Here is a 15,615-nt window from a genome sequence, read left to right on the forward strand (position 1 = left end):
GAGGTTCTGGCAGGCTCGACACCCGCCCTCGATACGCCGCCTATCTCAGTCCGTCATCACCCACTTTCGGCCATAGCTCCCGAGACTGAGGACTCACACTTGTCTTCTCAGCACTACGGATGACGGCCACCGCCCGCTAGTGCGAACGATCGCCCAGCGGTTCCACCCGAAGGCCGTGCTCGTCGGCGAGCTGGAGCAGATGCGCAACATCGGAATCGCCCAGGTCGCGCACCAGCAGCCGGTCCGGCATACGCCGCAGCAGGGCGCGGGTCGCCTCCGCGATGCCCGGCTTGATCCTGTTGCGGTCGCGCGTTCCGGACGGCTCCAAGATCACGTCGATCAGCACTTCACACGTTCTGTTCAGCAATTTGCGCCGTCCGGTATGGCCGGTGATCGGCTGGGGCGATGCTGCGGCGGCCAGTGGCGCGATCGTGTCGACGAAAGCGGGCGATTGGTCGGCTTCCCGATGTTGCGGGTATGTGATGCAGGCGTGGAAATCCTCCGGACCGACCACCTCGGCGTTCAGGATCGAGCGGCTTACCAGCCCGGAGACAATGCCGTTGAGCAGGCCAGAGGCGATCAGATAGTCATCGTCGCTGGCAGCAATGTCCGCCTGCCCGGCCGGATCGGCGATGACCGCCAGCTCCGGCGTGAACCCGAAAGGCCGGTCGGCCAGCGACGTGCGGAGTTCGCCGACGATCGCGCCCTTGCCCGTCCAACCATCGATGAAAATGGAGTCGGCAGGGTCGTGCCTAGCCGCAATATACGCAAGCGCAACGCGATCGATACCCCGGTCACGGATGATGCTGATCGAATAGTGGCTAGACGCCCGTCCGCTGTGGACGCATCGGCCTGCATCTGCTTGAGTGTGACCTCGAACTCGCCGGCGTGGGATGCCGCCATCTTGCCTGCCGCCTCACGGAACTTGTCAGCGGCCTCGCGCCAGGCCCTTGCCTGCGCCCCCGCTATGTTCTTGGACGTGGACTGCTCCTGTTCGATCTGCTTGCCAGCGTTTTCGAAGCAGGCCTTCATCTGCGTCTCGAAGCTGTTCCAGTGCCTTTCAAGATCCATCTTGGTGTGCGCCCAAGCCGCTTCGCCAGCTTGCGCCGTGATCTCCGCCTGGAATTTGTCGCGGCATTTCCTCAGATCAGCGACAAATCTGGTCGGCCTTGATCTTGGAATCGGCCTTGGCCTTGCCGGCTTTGATCTCGAACGAACCTAGTGCGGCATCCACCTCGTTGATCCGCTCCTTAGCCCAGTTGACTAACCGATGCTGAATGATCTCTGAGCTTGACGTTGCTCGTGTTGACCAGCGCCAATTGCTTCGTCTTAAGCAGCTGCAGCGCAGTGAGCCTGCGCATCGGCATGTTCGATGAGGCGTTCTACTTCGGGGCGTGGTTGGGGTCACTCCTCTCCTCTCACTTCGTCTATACGGTGACACTCCGACTGGGCTGAAAGTTGACGCTGGTGGAAACTGCTAGCCGACCGAGACATTCGAGTCCCATCGAAAGCATTCGAGACGGTCCGGCACAGAACGGTGCGCACGAAAGGTTCGTTATCGTCAACGACTGCCAAGTTGATGGTGTTCAAGCTACTCTGCGCTGCATCAAGGACCTGGCGGCGGCTGAAAGGCAAGATGAGTTGCCAAAGATCATCGCAGGTGTCAGTTTCCGAAAACGGCATCGAGGTCATCCAAGTGCCGGCAAACCACGCCGCCTGATCGCCTCGTCACCCAAAATCTCGAATAGCTGTCAGCGTTTCGGACAGACAGGTTAGCTGCGTCACAGTTCTGGTCCGTTCCGATCAATCAGCGTACCGGCCGGCCATTCGCCCAACGGCCGTGAAACTGGCAAAACCAAGACGAGTACGTCCTCATCAACCCGAGTGGGCGGCAAGTTGAGATATACATCCGGATGGGTGGACCTCAGGCGGACTCCTATCAGGATACTCGCCACGGCCTGCCGGCCGAGCAATCTTGTGATATGTTTCTGGAGCGCCGGTCGGATTGAGCCGAAACCGAACGGAACGTCGAGTTCCCGCAGTGCCGGGTACATGGCGCGAATGGAATGGCTGATACCAAGTCCCTCAAGATCTGGGCGCACCCCGTACAATCCGAGTTCAGCCACCAGTAGATCGCTCTTTCCAACCTTTATGAAGCGGCGCAGTGCGCCGATGTGAGCCGCGATACCACGATCGTCGTAGGCGATTGCACGGAGCTCAGGCCTCGCACCGGCCCAACTGCGAGCGCCATCAAATCGCGCTGCATTGAATGCTCCGGTCGGCCCGTAAGTCTTTCGGAGGAAGTCGGAGAGTTCGCTATGGTCGGCAAGCGTCAACTCATTCTCCCAGCGCAGCCTCCACTGCACTCGCGGTCGCGTCGCTCCTTCCGCTGCAGGTTCGGGCGCCTTGGTACTCAATTTCGCCTTCTACACATGTCCGGCGTTCATCGACTGCACACGCCAGGCGCTTGCGACCTCTGGCGACGCTTAACGGTTCCAATTCTACAGTGTTAAGTAGCCAACACAGGAAAGGTTCGGAAGCTATACTAAGGTTTTCCGTACAGGCAGCCGCGGCACCGATCGCCTCTGAGATGCACTCTGCGGCAGCCGCGGAAACTTTGGGGCCCGGCCGATCCTGGGCATATCGAAGTCGGCCCAATCCGCCAGGCGATGGCGAAGATCCTTCTCGAACTCTTCGACCGAACCGTATCGCGAGGGGTTTTTCTTTTCGGCGTCGAGTCCTTCGCCACAGGAAGCGGTCAAGCGAGATTCCGTTAACGGCGACCGCTCCGGCCTTTCCAGGATTCAATGCGGCAAGCCCGTGAGTGATGGACAAGGACTCGTCCAGTGTCTTGAGGTTCTCGAGCGGAAATTCCGCGAAATGGCGGACGAACTTGCTGAAACGATCTCCGGCTCAACCAGCAGAGCTGCACGGGCTGTCATCACACGCGCGCGATAGCCGGCTTCCATTTTCCGGGAGCCGACCGGGAGGGTACGCCGCTCCCCAATTCGGTCTGCTCCCCGGCTCGCCCCAGTTCTAAGGCGACCAATGCAATGAATAGCCGGTATTATGTATTGCATAGAATTGGTCAATGCCCACAGCTGACTTGTTGACCCGTATCGAAGCCAGAATGCGCGAGACAGGAGCAACCCAGTCGACCGTGGCGCAGGCGTGCGAGTTGTCGCAACCTCACCTCAGCAAGGTATTGAATCGAAAGATAAAACTTGCGAAGAAGACGGCGGCAAGACTGGAACTATGGCTTACCGCGCCCAGCGAGGCGCTAACTCAGAACTTACTGGCCCTTGAGACGATCGCGACAAAATTGGAGAGACTCGTCCCAAAACGAAGAATGCAATTTATGCAATTGTTAGCGGCGGTTGATGATTTGCTAAATTCGTAAATGCGTAGAGCGCACGATTTACAGCTTGTTAAGAAGCCTTTCAGATATTACACTTACTTCACATATTACAGATGGAGGCCGATTTGGCCGAAGATCTGACCCGGCTGAAGATTGAAAGTAGCGAACGTGACGAAGCGCGAAAGGGAGCTAAATTTCTCGACCGCGCCGCGATGCTCGAGAACGCCGGTCTCTTCGTCACCCAGGCTGATGGTGAGATAGTCGCAGCAGAAATGCCGCCGTCTCTGCTCCATGCCATGAAAAGCATTCTCACGGCACTGGCTGAAACAGGTGAGGTTTTCCTTCTCAAGTCTGATCCCGAGATCTCTCCCGAGAAGGCGGCCGAAATTCTCGGCATCTCTCGGCCGCTGGTTTACCAACGGATGGACTCAGGCAAGCTTCCTTTCCGGCTGGTCGGACGGCATCGACGGGTTCTCGTCAACGATGTCATGACACTGAAGCGCCTCGAGGATCGCCGTCGCGGCTTGGCGGATGCGTATGAGCTCGATACGGAAAAACCGACAGGTCCTGCGACAAACGCTGAAAATAACAGCCTGCCCTCTTCCAGCCGCGCATTCGGATCAAGTGATATCGATCAACTCGTTCTCGGTACCATGAACGCTCCGTATCGCCGAATGATGAGTTCGACCGACCTCGTGGCTCGTATCACCTCGAGAGATTGGCGAAATTGGATTGCACATGTCGCAACGTTCTTCACGGAAGTACGCCCCGAGCTTGTTCTGGAATTTGCACAACGCCACGCCATTCCAATTCAAGACTTGGCGGCTTCCTATGAATCGATGAAGTCAACGACCGGCGAAAGCAATCCAGCATTGGAGAAGGCACTTGAGCGGCTGGCGTAAACTTCTTGGCCGAACGCTAGACGGGCTTTCGGAGCTCAAACAACAGGGGCAGCCGGTCCCCGATTGGGTCCTGGGTGGTGGCACAGCCCTGATGATCTACACCAACCACCGGCTGAGCCGGGACATCGATGCGTTCATCGATGATCCTCAATACCTTGCCTTGTTGTCTCCCGACACCACAGAAGTGTGGAATTGCACCGATTGGGACAAGGCCGCGCACTATCTCAAGCTCAGATATCCCGAGGGAGAGATCGACTTCATCGTCAGCGGGACTCTCTCGGATCTTGATCCGATCGAGAAAGAAATTGATCTGACGTCAATTCGAGCGGGATGGAAGCCGACAATTATGGTCGAGCCGCCGGCTGAGATCGCGCTCAAGAAGATGTACCATCGTTCAAGGATGCTGAAGCCGCGTGACATCTTCGATATTGCAGTCATCAAGAAGGATTACAGCGACACCCTCTCCGCAAACCTGGGCGCAGTCGCGTCGAAGAAGAAAGACCTTCTTCAACGCGTCAATAGCATCCGCGTCGACTACCTTAAGGCTGACCTTGCCGAACTCGACATCCAGCCTGGATGGGAGCATGAGCAGGAGACTTGCCTCGACACCGTTCGGACACTCGTGGCGCAGATTCCGGAAGCTGGCTAAGTATCAAATCGTTCACGCTGGCGGGGGAGGAGATTCTTGGCAGCACCTAAAATTGCGACTGCTTCAGTGCCTCAAGATAAATCGATCAAGCAATCCGAGGACGTTCTCGCAGCAAAACACAATCAACTAAACCGCCTGGACTGCGTCGAAGATCTTGTGCTCGATGAGACCAAATTAAGCGAAGGTGACCGGCAGGCAATCGAGCACCACATTTAAGCATCCGCGCCGCTACCGCGCGGGCGCTGTGGTTGAAAGAAATATACGTCGGCCCTTCTCTTCTGGATGAATTCGTATTCAGCGCCGCCAGACAAGGGGGCCCTGGCGTCGCGGCCCGCGTGCTGACCGATCTGGCAACCGCCGGAGCGAAGACGCCCGGATTCGTCCTTTACCCCTTGACCAGCTTCGGCATGAAAATGCCCGGCCTGTTCCAATCCGATCCAGCTCTGAAAGGCTACATCGTCTTCCGGGCCGCTGGGTTCGCCGCGAGCACACAGGTCAATTCAGTCACAGTTCTGTAAGACCGTATGTCCGCCTCTGCTGATGAGGTGGCTCGCCCTACACTACGCGTCCGAGGGTTGCTCGGGGCGGACCGAGCCGATCCTCATCACAGGAGGACGAGCCGTGGCAGATTATAAGGAAGCATTCGTCGGAATCGATGTGGCCAAGCTGAGAAACGCGGTCGCGATTGCGGACGCGGGCCGGGAGGGAGAGGTTCGTTTCTTCGGTGAGGTCGATGCTTCAGCGACCAACATGCGCCGCGTCATAGGGCGGATCGCGAGCCGGTTTGGCCGTGTACATTTTTGCTACGAGGCTGGCCCGACCGGCTATGGTCTTTATCGCCTGATCCGGTCGCTCGGCCACCAATGCACGGTGGTGGCGCCATCGCTGATCCCAAGGAAGCCGGGCGATCGTGTGAAGACGAACCGCCGGGACGCCGTTTCTCTCGCGCGGCTATTACGCGCCGGCGAGCTGACGGCTGTGTGGGTTCCCGATGAAGGTCACGAAGCGATGCGCGACCTCGTTCGCGCCCGATCGGCAGCGGTTGAGACGCTACGGATCCACCGGCAGCAGGTGAGCGCCTTCATGCTCAAGCATGGCCGCACCTATCCCCGCAAAAAGGGCTGGACGATGCGCTATTTGCGTTGGCTCCAAGAACAGCAGTTCGATCAGCCCGCACATCAGATCGCGCTACAAGAAATGGTCGAAGCAGTTCGCGTCGCCAGGGACCGGGTCGACCGGCTCGAGCGCACGATCGAAGAGTTCGTCTCGGCCTGGTCTCTGGAGCCGCTTGTGCGGGCGCTTCAAACATTGCGCGGCGTCGATCTGGTCGTCGCGGTGACATTCGCGACCGAGGTTGGTGACGTGAGCCGTTTTGAGAGCCCGCGTCAACTTATGGGTTACCTCGGCCTGGTGCCAAGCGAACGATCGACGGGAGAGTCTGTCAAGCGTGGTGGTATCACCAAGGCCGGCAACGGCCGTGTTCGCCACATGTTGGTCGAAAGCGCCTGGACATATCGACACCCGCCGAAGATCGGCAAGACGAAGCTATACCGGCTCGAGCAGGTGTCGCCAGCAGTGCGAGAGATTGTTTGGAAAGCGCAGAGCCGCTTGACATCGCGCTACCGGAAGCTGGCTGCGCGCGGCAAACGAACGACGGTGGTCTGCACCGCTATCGCCCGTGAACTGGTCGGGTTCATGTGGGCGGTTGCCAGGCAAGTGCAGACAGCCTGACTGGGCGCCCTTCTTATCATCGTGCATGGGCGGAGGCGGGACCACGGCAGAGGGAATGCCCGTCAGACGCTTTGTGGCCGGCAAAAGCGCCGACGCCCGCAGTAAGATAGGAGCAGACCTTGGACGTACAATCGGGAATGCGGTAGCCAATCCGCGCATCAGAGCTTGATCACCGACGTCCTTCGGTTCCGCCTCCACCTATGCACGACCATCTCTATGAACAGCCGATCGACGATCGGACGATGCTCTGCGTTCTAATCCTTGACAGCGGACATCAGAGCGTTGTTTTCAGGCCACGTCCTGGAGCACCTGGGCAACGGGATAGGCCCAAGGCAGCAGGTCGTCGATTTGGCTGTTCGGATGACCGTTGACGATCTTTGTGATGACGTCGGCGAGATAGACGTGCGGTTCGATGCTTGTCAGCTTGATGAGGTGGATGGCTCCCGCCTCCGGCGCCATAGTCTAGAAGCGGTCGCGGTGATCGCCGTAAAGGAGATGCCATCCATGAACGAGGTAACGACGGTCGGGCTCGATTTGGCAAAGCGTGTTTTTCAGGTTCATGGGGCGGATGCAAAGGGCCGCCCTGTTCTCCAGAAGAAGCTTCGCCGTGAGGAGGTTCTGAGCTTTTTCGCCAAGTTGCCGCCTTGTGTTGTCGGCATGGAAGCATGTGCATCATCGCATTACTGGGCACGCGAGATTCGCGCTCTTGGCCATGACACCAAGATGATTCCGGCTTCGTACGTGAAGCCCTATGTCGCGCGGCAAAAGAACGACGCTGCGGACGCCGCTGCGATCTGCGAAGCGGTGACGCGACCGGCGGTTCGCTCCGCTCCCCTGAAGTCATTGGCGCAACAGGCGGCGCGGGTGGCACATCGCACGCATGAACTCCTTTCGCGGCAGCGTGTTTCGCTGATCAACGCAATTCGGAGCCATATGGCGGAGTTCGGTGTAATCGCAGCGGCAGGCCCTCAGCACGTCGGTTCTCTCATCAAGAGGATATCCGATCCGGCGACACTGATCCCCGATACGGTACGAGCACCGTTGAATATCCTGGCTGACCAGCTCGTCGCCTTAATTGCTCAGATCAATGCTCTCGAAGCTCAAATGCGAAGGCATTGCCGTGCGGAACCCGAAGCTGCCAGGTTGCTCAGCGTTCCGGGCGTCGGCCCAATCACCGTCAGCGCGATATTAGCTGGAGTGCCGGATATCCGCGGTTTCCGATCAGGCCGCGACTTCGCGGCATGGCTTGGCCTTGTGCCACGTCAGAACTCGAGCGGTGGCAAAGAACGGTTGGGCCGCATCACCAAGATGGGCGATCGCACTATCCGCCGGCTCCTCGTCATTGGCGCCATGTCCACGATACGCTGGTCGCGGGGTAAGCAGAACTTCGCTCAAAGTTGGCTGGGGCGCATTATCGCTCGCAAGCCGATCAAACTCGCTGCCGTCGCCTTGGCCAACAAAATGGCAAGGATCATCTGGGCAGTGATGACGCGAGAGGAGACCTACCGCACGGCATAAGTATCGGCCACCAGGACCAGCCGGGTTCTGGCGGTCGTGGTGCATCGGCGCTGAATGGGAAGATGACGCGACAGTGATAGACGAGATCGGGACACCCAGTAGACCTGTAGGCGCCTTAAGCGCGTCAGTTTGTTATGGACCCGATCCGCGGATCTCATCTGGGCCGGCGGCCAAACGTGCCGCCTCTTACGTAGGCCGGACACATGCAAGCCGCCAACTTTTCGCGCATTGCTCAAACAAAACCCTTGCACCACGGGAGCCATCCACACATGCAGGTCTCGATCAGCGAGGCGATGACGGCCCAGTGCTCACCGCCGCCATCGGAGCTGCGAAGAGTGCATTTTTGCGGTTTAGCGCGATCGGCCGGATCGCGCGTTCGACGACGTTGGAGTCGATCTCGATACGGCCGTCGTCGAGGAAGCGGGTCAGGCCCTCCCAGCGCGAGAGTGCATAGCGGATTGCCTCAGCGAGTTTTGTCTTCTGACTGATCAGAGTGAGCTTGGCGCGCAGCCAGGGCTCGAGCTCATCGATGACCGGCCGGCTCCTCAGCAGCCTGGCCTCGCGCCTTTCCTCTGCGCTGCGGCCACGGATATCGCTCTCGATGGCATAGAGGCCGGCGATGCGTTCGAGCGCTTCGCTGGCGATCGGCGCCGGGCCGGCCGCGGCGAGTTCGTAGAAGCGTCGGCGCACATGGGCCCAACAGAATGCGAGTCGCACGTCGCCGCGCTCGGCGAGCACGCGATAGCCGGCGTAGCCATCGACCTGAAGGATGCCCGCAAAGCCTGTGAGATGGGCGATCGGTCGCTCCGCCTTGCGATCGGGGGCGTAGACATACGCCACGCCGGGCGGGTCGGTGCCACCCCAAGGGCGATCGTCGCGCGCATAGGCCCACAGCTGGCCGGTCTTGGTCTTCCCGCGTCCTGGATCGAGCACGGGCGCCGTCGTCTCGTCAGCGAACAGCTTGGCCGAGGCCTTGAGCCTGGCGAGCAGACGTTCGTGTACCGGCCGCAGCAGGAAGGCGGCGTGGCCGACCCAGTCGGCCAAGGTCGAGCGATCAAGCATGATGCCCTGCCGCGCATAGATCTGAGCCTGCCGATACAGCGGCAGATGATCGGCGTATTTGGCGACGAGAACCTGCGCCACCGTCGCCTCAGTCGGCAACCCACCCTCAATCAGCCGCGCCAGCGCTGCCGCTTGCACAACTCCGCTCTCGCAGGCTCGACAGGCATATTTGGGTCGACGCACAACAAGCACGCGGAACTGGGCCGGGACGATGTCGAGTCGTTCGCTGACATCTTCGCCAATCCTATGCAGTGCGTTGCGGCAGCCTGGGCAGACATGATCGTCGATGTCGACCATCATCTCGATGCGCGGCAGATGCTCCGGCAGCGATCCACGATTGATGCGACGCTTGGCGGCATGGCTTGCGCGCTCGGCTGGTGCCGCCGCTTCGTTCTCGGCTTCGCCGCTCGCTACAGTCTGCTCGACTTCTTCGAGGCCGAACAGCAATTGATCTTCCGGCAGCGTCTCGGCCCGTCGGCCAAAGCGGTGACGCTGCAACTCCTTGATGATTTGCTCCAGCCGTTCGGTGCGCGCACGTTCCGCCAGCAGCATCGCCTTGAGCGTGCCGGGGTCGTCGGGAAGCGCGTCCATCGTCGCCGTCATGATGCGAGTACATCATGCGCCGCAGCGCCCTGCGAGCATTTCGATCGGACTGATTCACTCTGCCGCAGATCAGCCCGGCTGTACCGGCGCCGGGGTCTCGCGCGCGGCGTGAACCCGCCGCCAATCGAGCCCTTCCAACAATGCCGAGAACTCCGCAGCCGACAGCCGCATCACGCCATCTTGCACGTTTGGCCAGCGGAACTTGCCATCCTCGAGCCGTTTGGCGAACAGGCACACTCCCGTGCCGTCCCAATAGATCAGCTTCACGCGGTCGGCCCGCTTCGCCCGGAAGACATAGACGGCGCCCGAGAACGGATCAGACTTCATCGTCTCGCGAACCAATGCCGCCAGACCCTCGGCGCCCTTGCGGAAGTCCACCGGCTTTGTCGCCATCATCACCCGCACCGTACCGGTCGGACCGATCACGTGCCGGCCTTCAGCGCCCGGATGACCACCGCGACCGTCTTGGCGTCAGCGCCACGGCCGACCCGGACGCTGACGCCTTCGATCTCAACCTCGATGATTCCTGAGGTCCTATCCACCGGGCGTGTCCGCTGGCGCTGTCGCCGGCGAACTGCGCCTTCCGGCAATGCCGATTCCACGACCGCAGGCACGAACTGCGGCATCTCGGTAGCGGCGTCCGCTCCAGCAGGCCGCCGCGCCTGGCGGCGCCATGTGAACAATTGCTGCGGCGCAAGCCCGTGCCGGCGTGCAACTTCCGAAACCACCGCGCCCGGAACAAGCGTCTCTTCAATCATCCGGGCCTTGTCGTCTGCCGAGAACCACCGGCGACGGCCCGTTCCCGCGATAATCTCAAGCCGGCGCGCCGTCGTTGCCTCCGGCTTAAGCGTATGGTCAAGCGTAGACACAACACGATCTCCGATTCAGAGATCGTCACACTCGCCGATCGTAAACGTCAGGAAAAGGTGCGGTCAAAACACCGCTTACCGTGCAGGATCGAATGCACCTCGTTCTTCAGCCGCGTACGGTGCTGCACGACTTGGTAGCGGCGCGCCACCAGCCAGCGCTTGCGTTCGGTCTCCGCGTCAGGCGTCCAGATCTGCGGTAGGTATCCCGCCGCCTGCAGACTGGCGAGCGTGCCAGCATCGATGTTATCGGTCTTAACGTGAGCCTGGGCGATCGCCTTCACCCGCAACGGATTGGCCATAATCACCCGCGCCACGAATGGCGCCACCGTGCGCCACCGCACGATCCGATCGAAGGGTTGCCTGTTCAACAGGACGGCGCTCGCGATGGCCTTAAAACTTCTTGAGGCGGCGCAGAAAAACTGGCGTCGTCTCGATGGGCACAACCAGTTGCCAAAACTCGTCATCGGTGTGACATTCAACGATGGGATCGAGATCATCGCCAAACCGATTGACCGTCAGCCCACAACCGCCGCCGCCTGACCGGCCTGGCCGTCACCACAATTTGGCGATAGCTCGGAACGAAGGAATGAAAGCCGGGTGAGTGCGACCGGCAGGTCCCGTTCGAGCACGGCATCCTCAAGACACAGCACGACGGACCGGAGACCAGGTACGCGCTTGGGGCCGAGCAACGCATCGGCCAGATCCTCGCGGGTGCAGGGCATACACAAGGTGGCGCCAAGGGCGAGGGCGGAAACCCCGCTCATGCGTCGTCGCCCAGGCTACGGATAATTGCGACCGCGCGATACTGCGATTCCCCGCCCAGCATGTCGACTGGAATGGCATGCGCGGCGGCAAGATAGAGCAAGTGCGCCACATCGGCATCCTCGAAATCACGAACCAGCAGCCGTTCCGGCGCCCGCCGCAGCAGGGCGCGCGTCGCTTCGGCTATGCCGGGCTTGATCCGGTTGCGGTCACGCGTTCCGCTTTCCGCCAGCAACTGCCGTATCATCGCATCGCATTCCTGTTTCAGCGACGCTCGGCGGGAGCCGTGCCCGTCTACCCGTTGCGGTATCGCCCCAGCGGCCAACGGCGTGATCGTGTCCACGAACGCACGTGAGAGATCAGCACCGGCATATTGCGGGTAGGTGACACAGGCGTGGAAATCGCCCGGCCCCACCAACGCGGCGTTGAGGATCGAGCGACTGACCAGGCCCGAAACGATGCCGTTCAGCAAGCCCGAGGCGATCAGATAATCATTCGCCGTCGCGGCGATGTCTGCCTGTCCTGCAGGGTCAGCGATCACGGCTAAGTTCGGTGTGAAGCCGAATGGCGCATTGGCCAGGGCCGCGCGAAGTTCGCCGGCCATCGCGCCCTTGCCCGTCCAGCCATCGACAAACACCGCGTCGCGCGGATCGTGCCGTCCGGCGATATGGGCGAGCGCGACGCGGTCGACACCCCGATCGCGGATAATGCTGATTGAATAATGGGCTGCGCGATGGCCGTGCGCCCGCAAGGTCCGTGCGAGCAAGACGCCGATCGGCGTCCCCGCACGCGCCAGCGAGATGATTACCAGCTCGCGCCCCGGCCGGCGTGCGGCGAGCTGCGCAGCGAGGGTGGCGACATCCTGCGCCAGGCGGGCACCGTTCCGCGCAAGCGCGGCGTGATAGAGGGATAGATAGCTGTCGTCCGGCACCCTCTCCGGCGCTATCATCTCCGAATAGTGGTGGCGGCCGGACTGGATCGCCGCTTCCTTTTCGGCGACGGAAGTCGGGGCCATTACCACTGGCTTGAGCAGGAAGGTGACGTCGGCCGGGTCGTAGCTGCCCGAGAACGTGGGCGCGACCTCAGTCCGCATGGAACATGCCGCCGGCCAGCTGCGAACGGGTGGGCATCATGGCGAAATCGCAAAGGCCCATGAAGGGCGCATCGGTGCGGCTGTCGCCGATGCCGATCACCGGCGCATCAGGGAAGCGTGCGCGGAGGCCGGGTAGGATATATGCCACCGCATGGGCCTTGCCGAGATAGGGTGGCATCAGCGCCACGTTGTTGCCGTTGCGGTGGTCCGTCCAGCCCTTGGGCAAGGACGGCACGGCAGCGTCGACCACCGCAAAAAGTGCCGCGGCATTTGCATCTTCATGCTTGGCCACGGTGTAGAGCGGCAGCGCATCCTCGACCAGCACACGGGCGTTGACCGCGATGCCGCGGTCGCGCGCCCTGCGCCTGATCGCCTCCGCCAGGCCAGCAAGCTGCGACGCGAAGGGCGCGGCGCGGTCGGCGATCGTCGCAGCCCAGTCCATGTCGACCTGACCGCTGTCATCCAGCACGACGCCGCCATGCGCGCACACCGCTGCGCGGAATGGAATGCGCGCCCGCCACAATGCGTCCAGGCTGCGGGCGGTGACGGGGACGAGATGCGTCGTATCGGCCAGCCATTCCAGGAACTGCATCTGCCGCGGGGTCGCATAGCTCAGCGGCGATCCGTCGCGCGCGAAGCCCAGCGGCGTCAAGCGGTCGGCCGGCAAATCGGGCGGGCATTTGCGCAACGTCTGGAACAGCGTGTCGTCTAGATCGACCAGGGCGATGGCACGCGTCATGCCGTCCAGCCGATCAGTTCGGCACGGAGAGCGGCAATCAGCCCGGGGTCGATTGTCGCCGCGCCGGTCTCATGCGCGATCCAGTTCGCGCGTCCATCAGCCCGGTCGGCATTGTAGAGGTAATTGGGCACGCCCGTTCCATAATTGTCGGCAAAGCGGAGCTTGGTCGCCATCGCGGCACCGGGGAATGCGGGGCTTCGGCTGGTCGCCTGCACGACGACATCATGCCCTTCTTCTGCGAGGCGTTCCGCCAGCAGGAAGGGGGGATAGGTGAACTCGCCGGTTCCGATGATCCGCAGTGGGCCGAGGATCTCGGGCACAGCGGTATCGGGCTCGGGCACCACGGGCCGGTCGAGTCCCAGCCGACCGAAATTGCGATGCGTCGCCATGCGCCCGAGTGAAGCGGCAGCGGTATCGAACGCGCTGTTGAGCACCGTCGTCGCCTCCTGCGTCCACTCCATGCGTCCGCGCAGCAGCGACGCGATGCACGTGGGACGCGGCATGCGTGCTTGCCACGCCTTGCCGGCCGACCAGTCGGTCAGCGTCGCTACCGCCATCGCTTCGATCAGTGGCCAAGCAGTGGCGAGCGCCTGCGCGAGGTTGCAAAGGGTAGTTCCTGTCGAGATCTCGTCGTCGACCAATACCACTGATCGCGGCTCCGGAAGCGCCGGCCTGTAGATCAGATGCGCGGAGGCATGGCTGTGCGGTTCTTCGAAGCGGCACAGCAACGGATGATCCAGTTGCTGTCGCGTCGAATGCAGGAAGTGGATGTCGACCCGGCCCGTTGCGAGGCGAAATTCCTCGTGCACCGTCTGGGCAAGGCACACGGCGGTCTCGGCCAGGCCGACGACGAGCACCGGCCCCGGCAGATCGTCAGGAAGCCGCGCCGCGAGATCGCGGGCGCTCTGCCGCATCATCTGCGGCGTGGCGGGCAAATAGCGCCCTAGGACGCGGGATACGACCAGGAATCCCCGCCGCGGATTTTCGCGCGCCGCAAACGCGCAAAGGCTTTCCAGCGGCCAGGCCGCCTTGTCCACGGCGACGATGGAACGCAATCCGCCAACGGGCGTACGTTCAGTCCCCGATGGTGGAGGTAACGGAGAAAGGCACGCAACGACCAGCACATCGCCTTGCCTGTTCCCGGACTCCAATCCTGGGCGTGGCGCTCAACGTAGCGGATCACGTCCTCTTGGCTGATCTTGCACAGGGCGCCGGCGCCGCCGGAGCACACTTCGTGCAGGAACCTGCGGATGACTGGGAGATGGCGGATGATGGACCTCGGGGCCAAGCCGCGCTCTGATCGCAGGTAGGCATCGAACTCCTTGAAGATCCGTTCGTGCGGGGTGAGAGACGGTAGCACCAACGGCGCGATCGCGCCTTCCTCGCGCAGCACCGACAGCCATCGCTTGAGCGCGGCCCGGTCACCGGGTTGGATAGACTGCCTCCTGCCTCGATGTCGGAGGTACCGCTCAACGACCTGCTCATCGAGATCGACCAACTTGTAGCGACGGCTCGCGATCCAACTCAGGAGCCCGCCAACCACGTTGAGGCAACGCCACGTGCCGTGCCGAACGAGCCTCTCTTCGACGAGACGAGCGGCGTAGCGCTCGACGAACTGTCCGTGCGGCCCGCGTCTGAGACGCCGGTACAGCCGGCTTCTGCCCAAGTACTCTTCAACTTCCATCTTCCTGTTCTCCGCTGTTGAAAGCGGAGGCACAGAACGAACTATGCCGAACCGGCCAAACGCCGGTCAGCGAGAACTCTTGGGAAAACGACCCAACTCGGCATAGTTCGGCGGGCGGCATAAACCTGCAAGATGAACGACGTTGATCCGCAAGCCTGGCTCGCTGACGTGCTGGCCAGGCTTCCGGATTACCCTGTCAACAGAGTCGCCGACCTGCTCCCGTGGATTTGGAAGGCGGACCGAAAGTCCAAAGCGGCTGCCGCCTGAGCGCTACGGCAGACCGGCGCGCCTGGCCGGGGTGCTGGCCGGATGCGTACTGTCGTTGAGGAGCGGCTTGATTGGACGGAGTTTATCTTAAGCGACTTGGAGTTCGGCATCAATGATCTCCAACATCTACGATCTCCTGTCGTTGTACCATGCAAGCTGTGGGGGCCGTCGGGTTGCGTCCGGCTACTGTCCACAATAGGTCACGACAGTGATGGTTGACACCTTCCCCATTCTGCGTGTCGACAAACAAGCGACGCTAGGAAGTGTCCTTCGCTGGTGCCAGGCCCTTCATAGAGGTTGGAGAACACTCACATCGAGCACGCTGAACCTGTTCGCGGCGGTATTCGAAGCCATGCAAGGAATCCGTGCGAAGTCAAT

16 protein-coding genes and 6 pseudogenes are annotated in these 15,615 nt (G+C 61.5%); 10 read left to right on the top strand and 12 right to left on the bottom strand.

Translation table 11 applies throughout. The features are described 5' to 3' along the window. Positions 1-136: 136 nt before the first annotated feature. The gene (locus ACKWRH_RS46710) at positions 137-895 is read right to left on the bottom strand and encodes a cysteine protease StiP domain-containing protein (RefSeq protein ID WP_445222892.1); all 759 of its coding nucleotides are present in this window, start codon (positions 893-895) and stop codon (positions 137-139) included. A 593-nt stretch (positions 896-1,488) separates the two neighbouring features. Here ACKWRH_RS46710 and ACKWRH_RS46715 point away from each other — a divergent pair. Beyond that, positions 1,489-1,720, top strand: a pseudogene (locus tag ACKWRH_RS46715) (IS256 family transposase); the annotation flags it as partial. Positions 1,721-1,781: 61 nt separating this feature from the next. Here the strand turns inward: ACKWRH_RS46715 and ACKWRH_RS46720 are convergent. After that, complete coding sequence (locus ACKWRH_RS46720; RefSeq protein ID WP_445222734.1) at positions 1,782-2,417, bottom strand: NodA family N-acyltransferase; 636 nt, start codon at positions 2,415-2,417, stop codon at positions 1,782-1,784. A gap of 674 nt (positions 2,418-3,091) precedes the next feature. On the opposite strand from ACKWRH_RS46720, the gene ACKWRH_RS46725 reads away from it, so the two are divergent. The 6 genes from ACKWRH_RS46725 to ACKWRH_RS46750 all read left to right on the top strand — a co-directional run bounded on the left by ACKWRH_RS46725 (position 3,092) and on the right by ACKWRH_RS46750 (position 6,640). Next, complete coding sequence (locus tag ACKWRH_RS46725) at positions 3,092-3,400, top strand: hypothetical protein (protein ID WP_445222735.1); 309 nt, start codon at positions 3,092-3,094, stop codon at positions 3,398-3,400. 83 nt (positions 3,401-3,483) lie between these two features. Beyond that, on the top strand, positions 3,484-4,260 hold the full coding sequence (locus ACKWRH_RS46730) for a helix-turn-helix domain-containing protein (RefSeq protein WP_445222736.1): 777 nt from the start codon (positions 3,484-3,486) through the stop codon (positions 4,258-4,260). Then, positions 4,244-4,909 carry a nucleotidyl transferase AbiEii/AbiGii toxin family protein gene (locus tag ACKWRH_RS46735; protein WP_445222737.1) on the top strand — a complete coding sequence of 222 codons (666 nt, stop codon included), beginning with the start codon at positions 4,244-4,246 and terminating at the stop codon, positions 4,907-4,909. The genes ACKWRH_RS46730 and ACKWRH_RS46735 overlap by 17 nt, the downstream gene beginning before the upstream one ends. Positions 4,910-4,945: 36 nt before the next feature. Beyond that, the gene (locus ACKWRH_RS46740; protein ID WP_445222738.1) at positions 4,946-5,125 is read left to right on the top strand and encodes a hypothetical protein; all 180 of its coding nucleotides are present in this window, start codon (positions 4,946-4,948) and stop codon (positions 5,123-5,125) included. Positions 5,126-5,157: 32 nt separating this feature from the next. After that, positions 5,158-5,427 carry a hypothetical protein gene (locus tag ACKWRH_RS46745; protein WP_445222739.1) on the top strand — a complete coding sequence of 90 codons (270 nt, stop codon included), beginning with the start codon at positions 5,158-5,160 and terminating at the stop codon, positions 5,425-5,427. Between the two features lie 103 nt (positions 5,428-5,530). Continuing rightward, the gene (locus tag ACKWRH_RS46750; RefSeq protein ID WP_445222740.1) at positions 5,531-6,640 is read left to right on the top strand and encodes an IS110 family transposase; all 1,110 of its coding nucleotides are present in this window, start codon (positions 5,531-5,533) and stop codon (positions 6,638-6,640) included. A gap of 288 nt (positions 6,641-6,928) precedes the next feature. On the opposite strand, the pseudogene ACKWRH_RS46755 reads toward ACKWRH_RS46750, so the two are convergent. Then, a pseudogene (locus ACKWRH_RS46755) lies at positions 6,929-7,087 on the bottom strand (transposase domain-containing protein); the annotation flags it as partial. A 57-nt stretch (positions 7,088-7,144) separates the two neighbouring features. On the opposite strand from ACKWRH_RS46755, the gene ACKWRH_RS46760 reads away from it, so the two are divergent. Further along, positions 7,145-8,158 (top strand): IS110 family transposase, encoded by a 1,014-nt coding sequence (locus tag ACKWRH_RS46760; protein WP_445222741.1) that lies wholly within the window; start codon positions 7,145-7,147, stop codon positions 8,156-8,158. A gap of 271 nt (positions 8,159-8,429) precedes the next feature. Here ACKWRH_RS46760 and tnpC read toward each other — a convergent pair. The 4 genes and pseudogenes from tnpC to ACKWRH_RS46780 all read right to left on the bottom strand — a co-directional run. Continuing rightward, positions 8,430-9,823, bottom strand: a pseudogene (gene tnpC, locus ACKWRH_RS46765) (IS66 family transposase); the annotation flags it as partial. Positions 9,824-9,892: 69 nt separating this feature from the next. Further along, the gene (gene tnpB, locus ACKWRH_RS46770; protein ID WP_445222742.1) at positions 9,893-10,249 is read right to left on the bottom strand and encodes an IS66 family insertion sequence element accessory protein TnpB; all 357 of its coding nucleotides are present in this window, start codon (positions 10,247-10,249) and stop codon (positions 9,893-9,895) included. Further along, positions 10,246-10,692, bottom strand: coding sequence for an IS66-like element accessory protein TnpA (tnpA, locus tag ACKWRH_RS46775; RefSeq protein WP_445222743.1), 447 nt, complete (start codon positions 10,690-10,692; stop codon positions 10,246-10,248). Before tnpA ends, tnpB begins: the two co-directional genes overlap by 4 nt. An 80-nt stretch (positions 10,693-10,772) precedes the next feature. After that, positions 10,773-11,024 (bottom strand): annotated as a pseudogene (locus ACKWRH_RS46780) (IS110 family transposase); the annotation flags it as partial. Between ACKWRH_RS46780 and ACKWRH_RS46785 the strand changes: the two are divergent. Continuing rightward, positions 11,014-11,232 (top strand): annotated as a pseudogene (locus ACKWRH_RS46785) (IS256 family transposase); the annotation flags it as partial. The pseudogenes ACKWRH_RS46780 and ACKWRH_RS46785 overlap by 11 nt on opposite strands. Here ACKWRH_RS46785 and ACKWRH_RS46790 read toward each other — a convergent pair. The 5 genes from ACKWRH_RS46790 to ACKWRH_RS46810 are packed head-to-tail and all read right to left on the bottom strand — an operon-like array spanning position 11,208 to position 14,970. Continuing rightward, positions 11,208-11,456, bottom strand: coding sequence for an HpcH/HpaI aldolase/citrate lyase family protein (locus tag ACKWRH_RS46790; protein ID WP_445222744.1), 249 nt, complete (start codon positions 11,454-11,456; stop codon positions 11,208-11,210). The pseudogene ACKWRH_RS46785 and the gene ACKWRH_RS46790 overlap by 25 nt on opposite strands. Then, positions 11,453-12,547, bottom strand: coding sequence for a cysteine protease StiP domain-containing protein (locus ACKWRH_RS46795; RefSeq protein ID WP_445222745.1), 1,095 nt, complete (start codon positions 12,545-12,547; stop codon positions 11,453-11,455). The genes ACKWRH_RS46790 and ACKWRH_RS46795 overlap by 4 nt, the downstream gene beginning before the upstream one ends. After that, positions 12,537-13,286, bottom strand: coding sequence for a hypothetical protein (locus tag ACKWRH_RS46800; RefSeq protein ID WP_445222746.1), 750 nt, complete (start codon positions 13,284-13,286; stop codon positions 12,537-12,539). Before ACKWRH_RS46800 ends, ACKWRH_RS46795 begins: the two co-directional genes overlap by 11 nt. Continuing rightward, positions 13,283-14,341 carry a phosphoribosyltransferase domain-containing protein gene (locus ACKWRH_RS46805; protein ID WP_445222747.1) on the bottom strand — a complete coding sequence of 353 codons (1,059 nt, stop codon included), beginning with the start codon at positions 14,339-14,341 and terminating at the stop codon, positions 13,283-13,285. Before ACKWRH_RS46805 ends, ACKWRH_RS46800 begins: the two co-directional genes overlap by 4 nt. Then, a complete protein-coding gene (locus ACKWRH_RS46810) occupies positions 14,230-14,970 on the bottom strand; it encodes a site-specific integrase (protein WP_445222748.1) in 741 nt (246 codons plus the stop codon). Before ACKWRH_RS46810 ends, ACKWRH_RS46805 begins: the two co-directional genes overlap by 112 nt. A gap of 123 nt (positions 14,971-15,093) precedes the next feature. Between ACKWRH_RS46810 and ACKWRH_RS46815 the strand changes: the two are divergent. Further along, positions 15,094-15,237 (top strand): annotated as a pseudogene (locus ACKWRH_RS46815) (transposase domain-containing protein); the annotation flags it as partial. Positions 15,238-15,615: the final 378 nt, after the last annotated feature.

The organism is Bradyrhizobium sp. Pa8, from assembly GCF_052588265.1.

Coding starts and splice junctions, on each gene's coding strand:
- ACKWRH_RS46725 (WP_445222735.1), top strand. CDS start 3,092: ATGCCCACAGCTGACTTGTTGACCCGTATCGAAGCCAGAATGCGCGAG.
- ACKWRH_RS46760 (WP_445222741.1), top strand. CDS start 7,145: ATGAACGAGGTAACGACGGTCGGGCTCGATTTGGCAAAGCGTGTTTTT.
- ACKWRH_RS46790 (WP_445222744.1), bottom strand. CDS start 11,456: ATGAGCGGGGTTTCCGCCCTCGCCCTTGGCGCCACCTTGTGTATGCCC.
- ACKWRH_RS46795 (WP_445222745.1), bottom strand. CDS start 12,547: ATGCGGACTGAGGTCGCGCCCACGTTCTCGGGCAGCTACGACCCGGCC.
- ACKWRH_RS46800 (WP_445222746.1), bottom strand. CDS start 13,286: ATGACGCGTGCCATCGCCCTGGTCGATCTAGACGACACGCTGTTCCAG.
- ACKWRH_RS46810 (WP_445222748.1), bottom strand. CDS start 14,970: ATGGAAGTTGAAGAGTACTTGGGCAGAAGCCGGCTGTACCGGCGTCTC.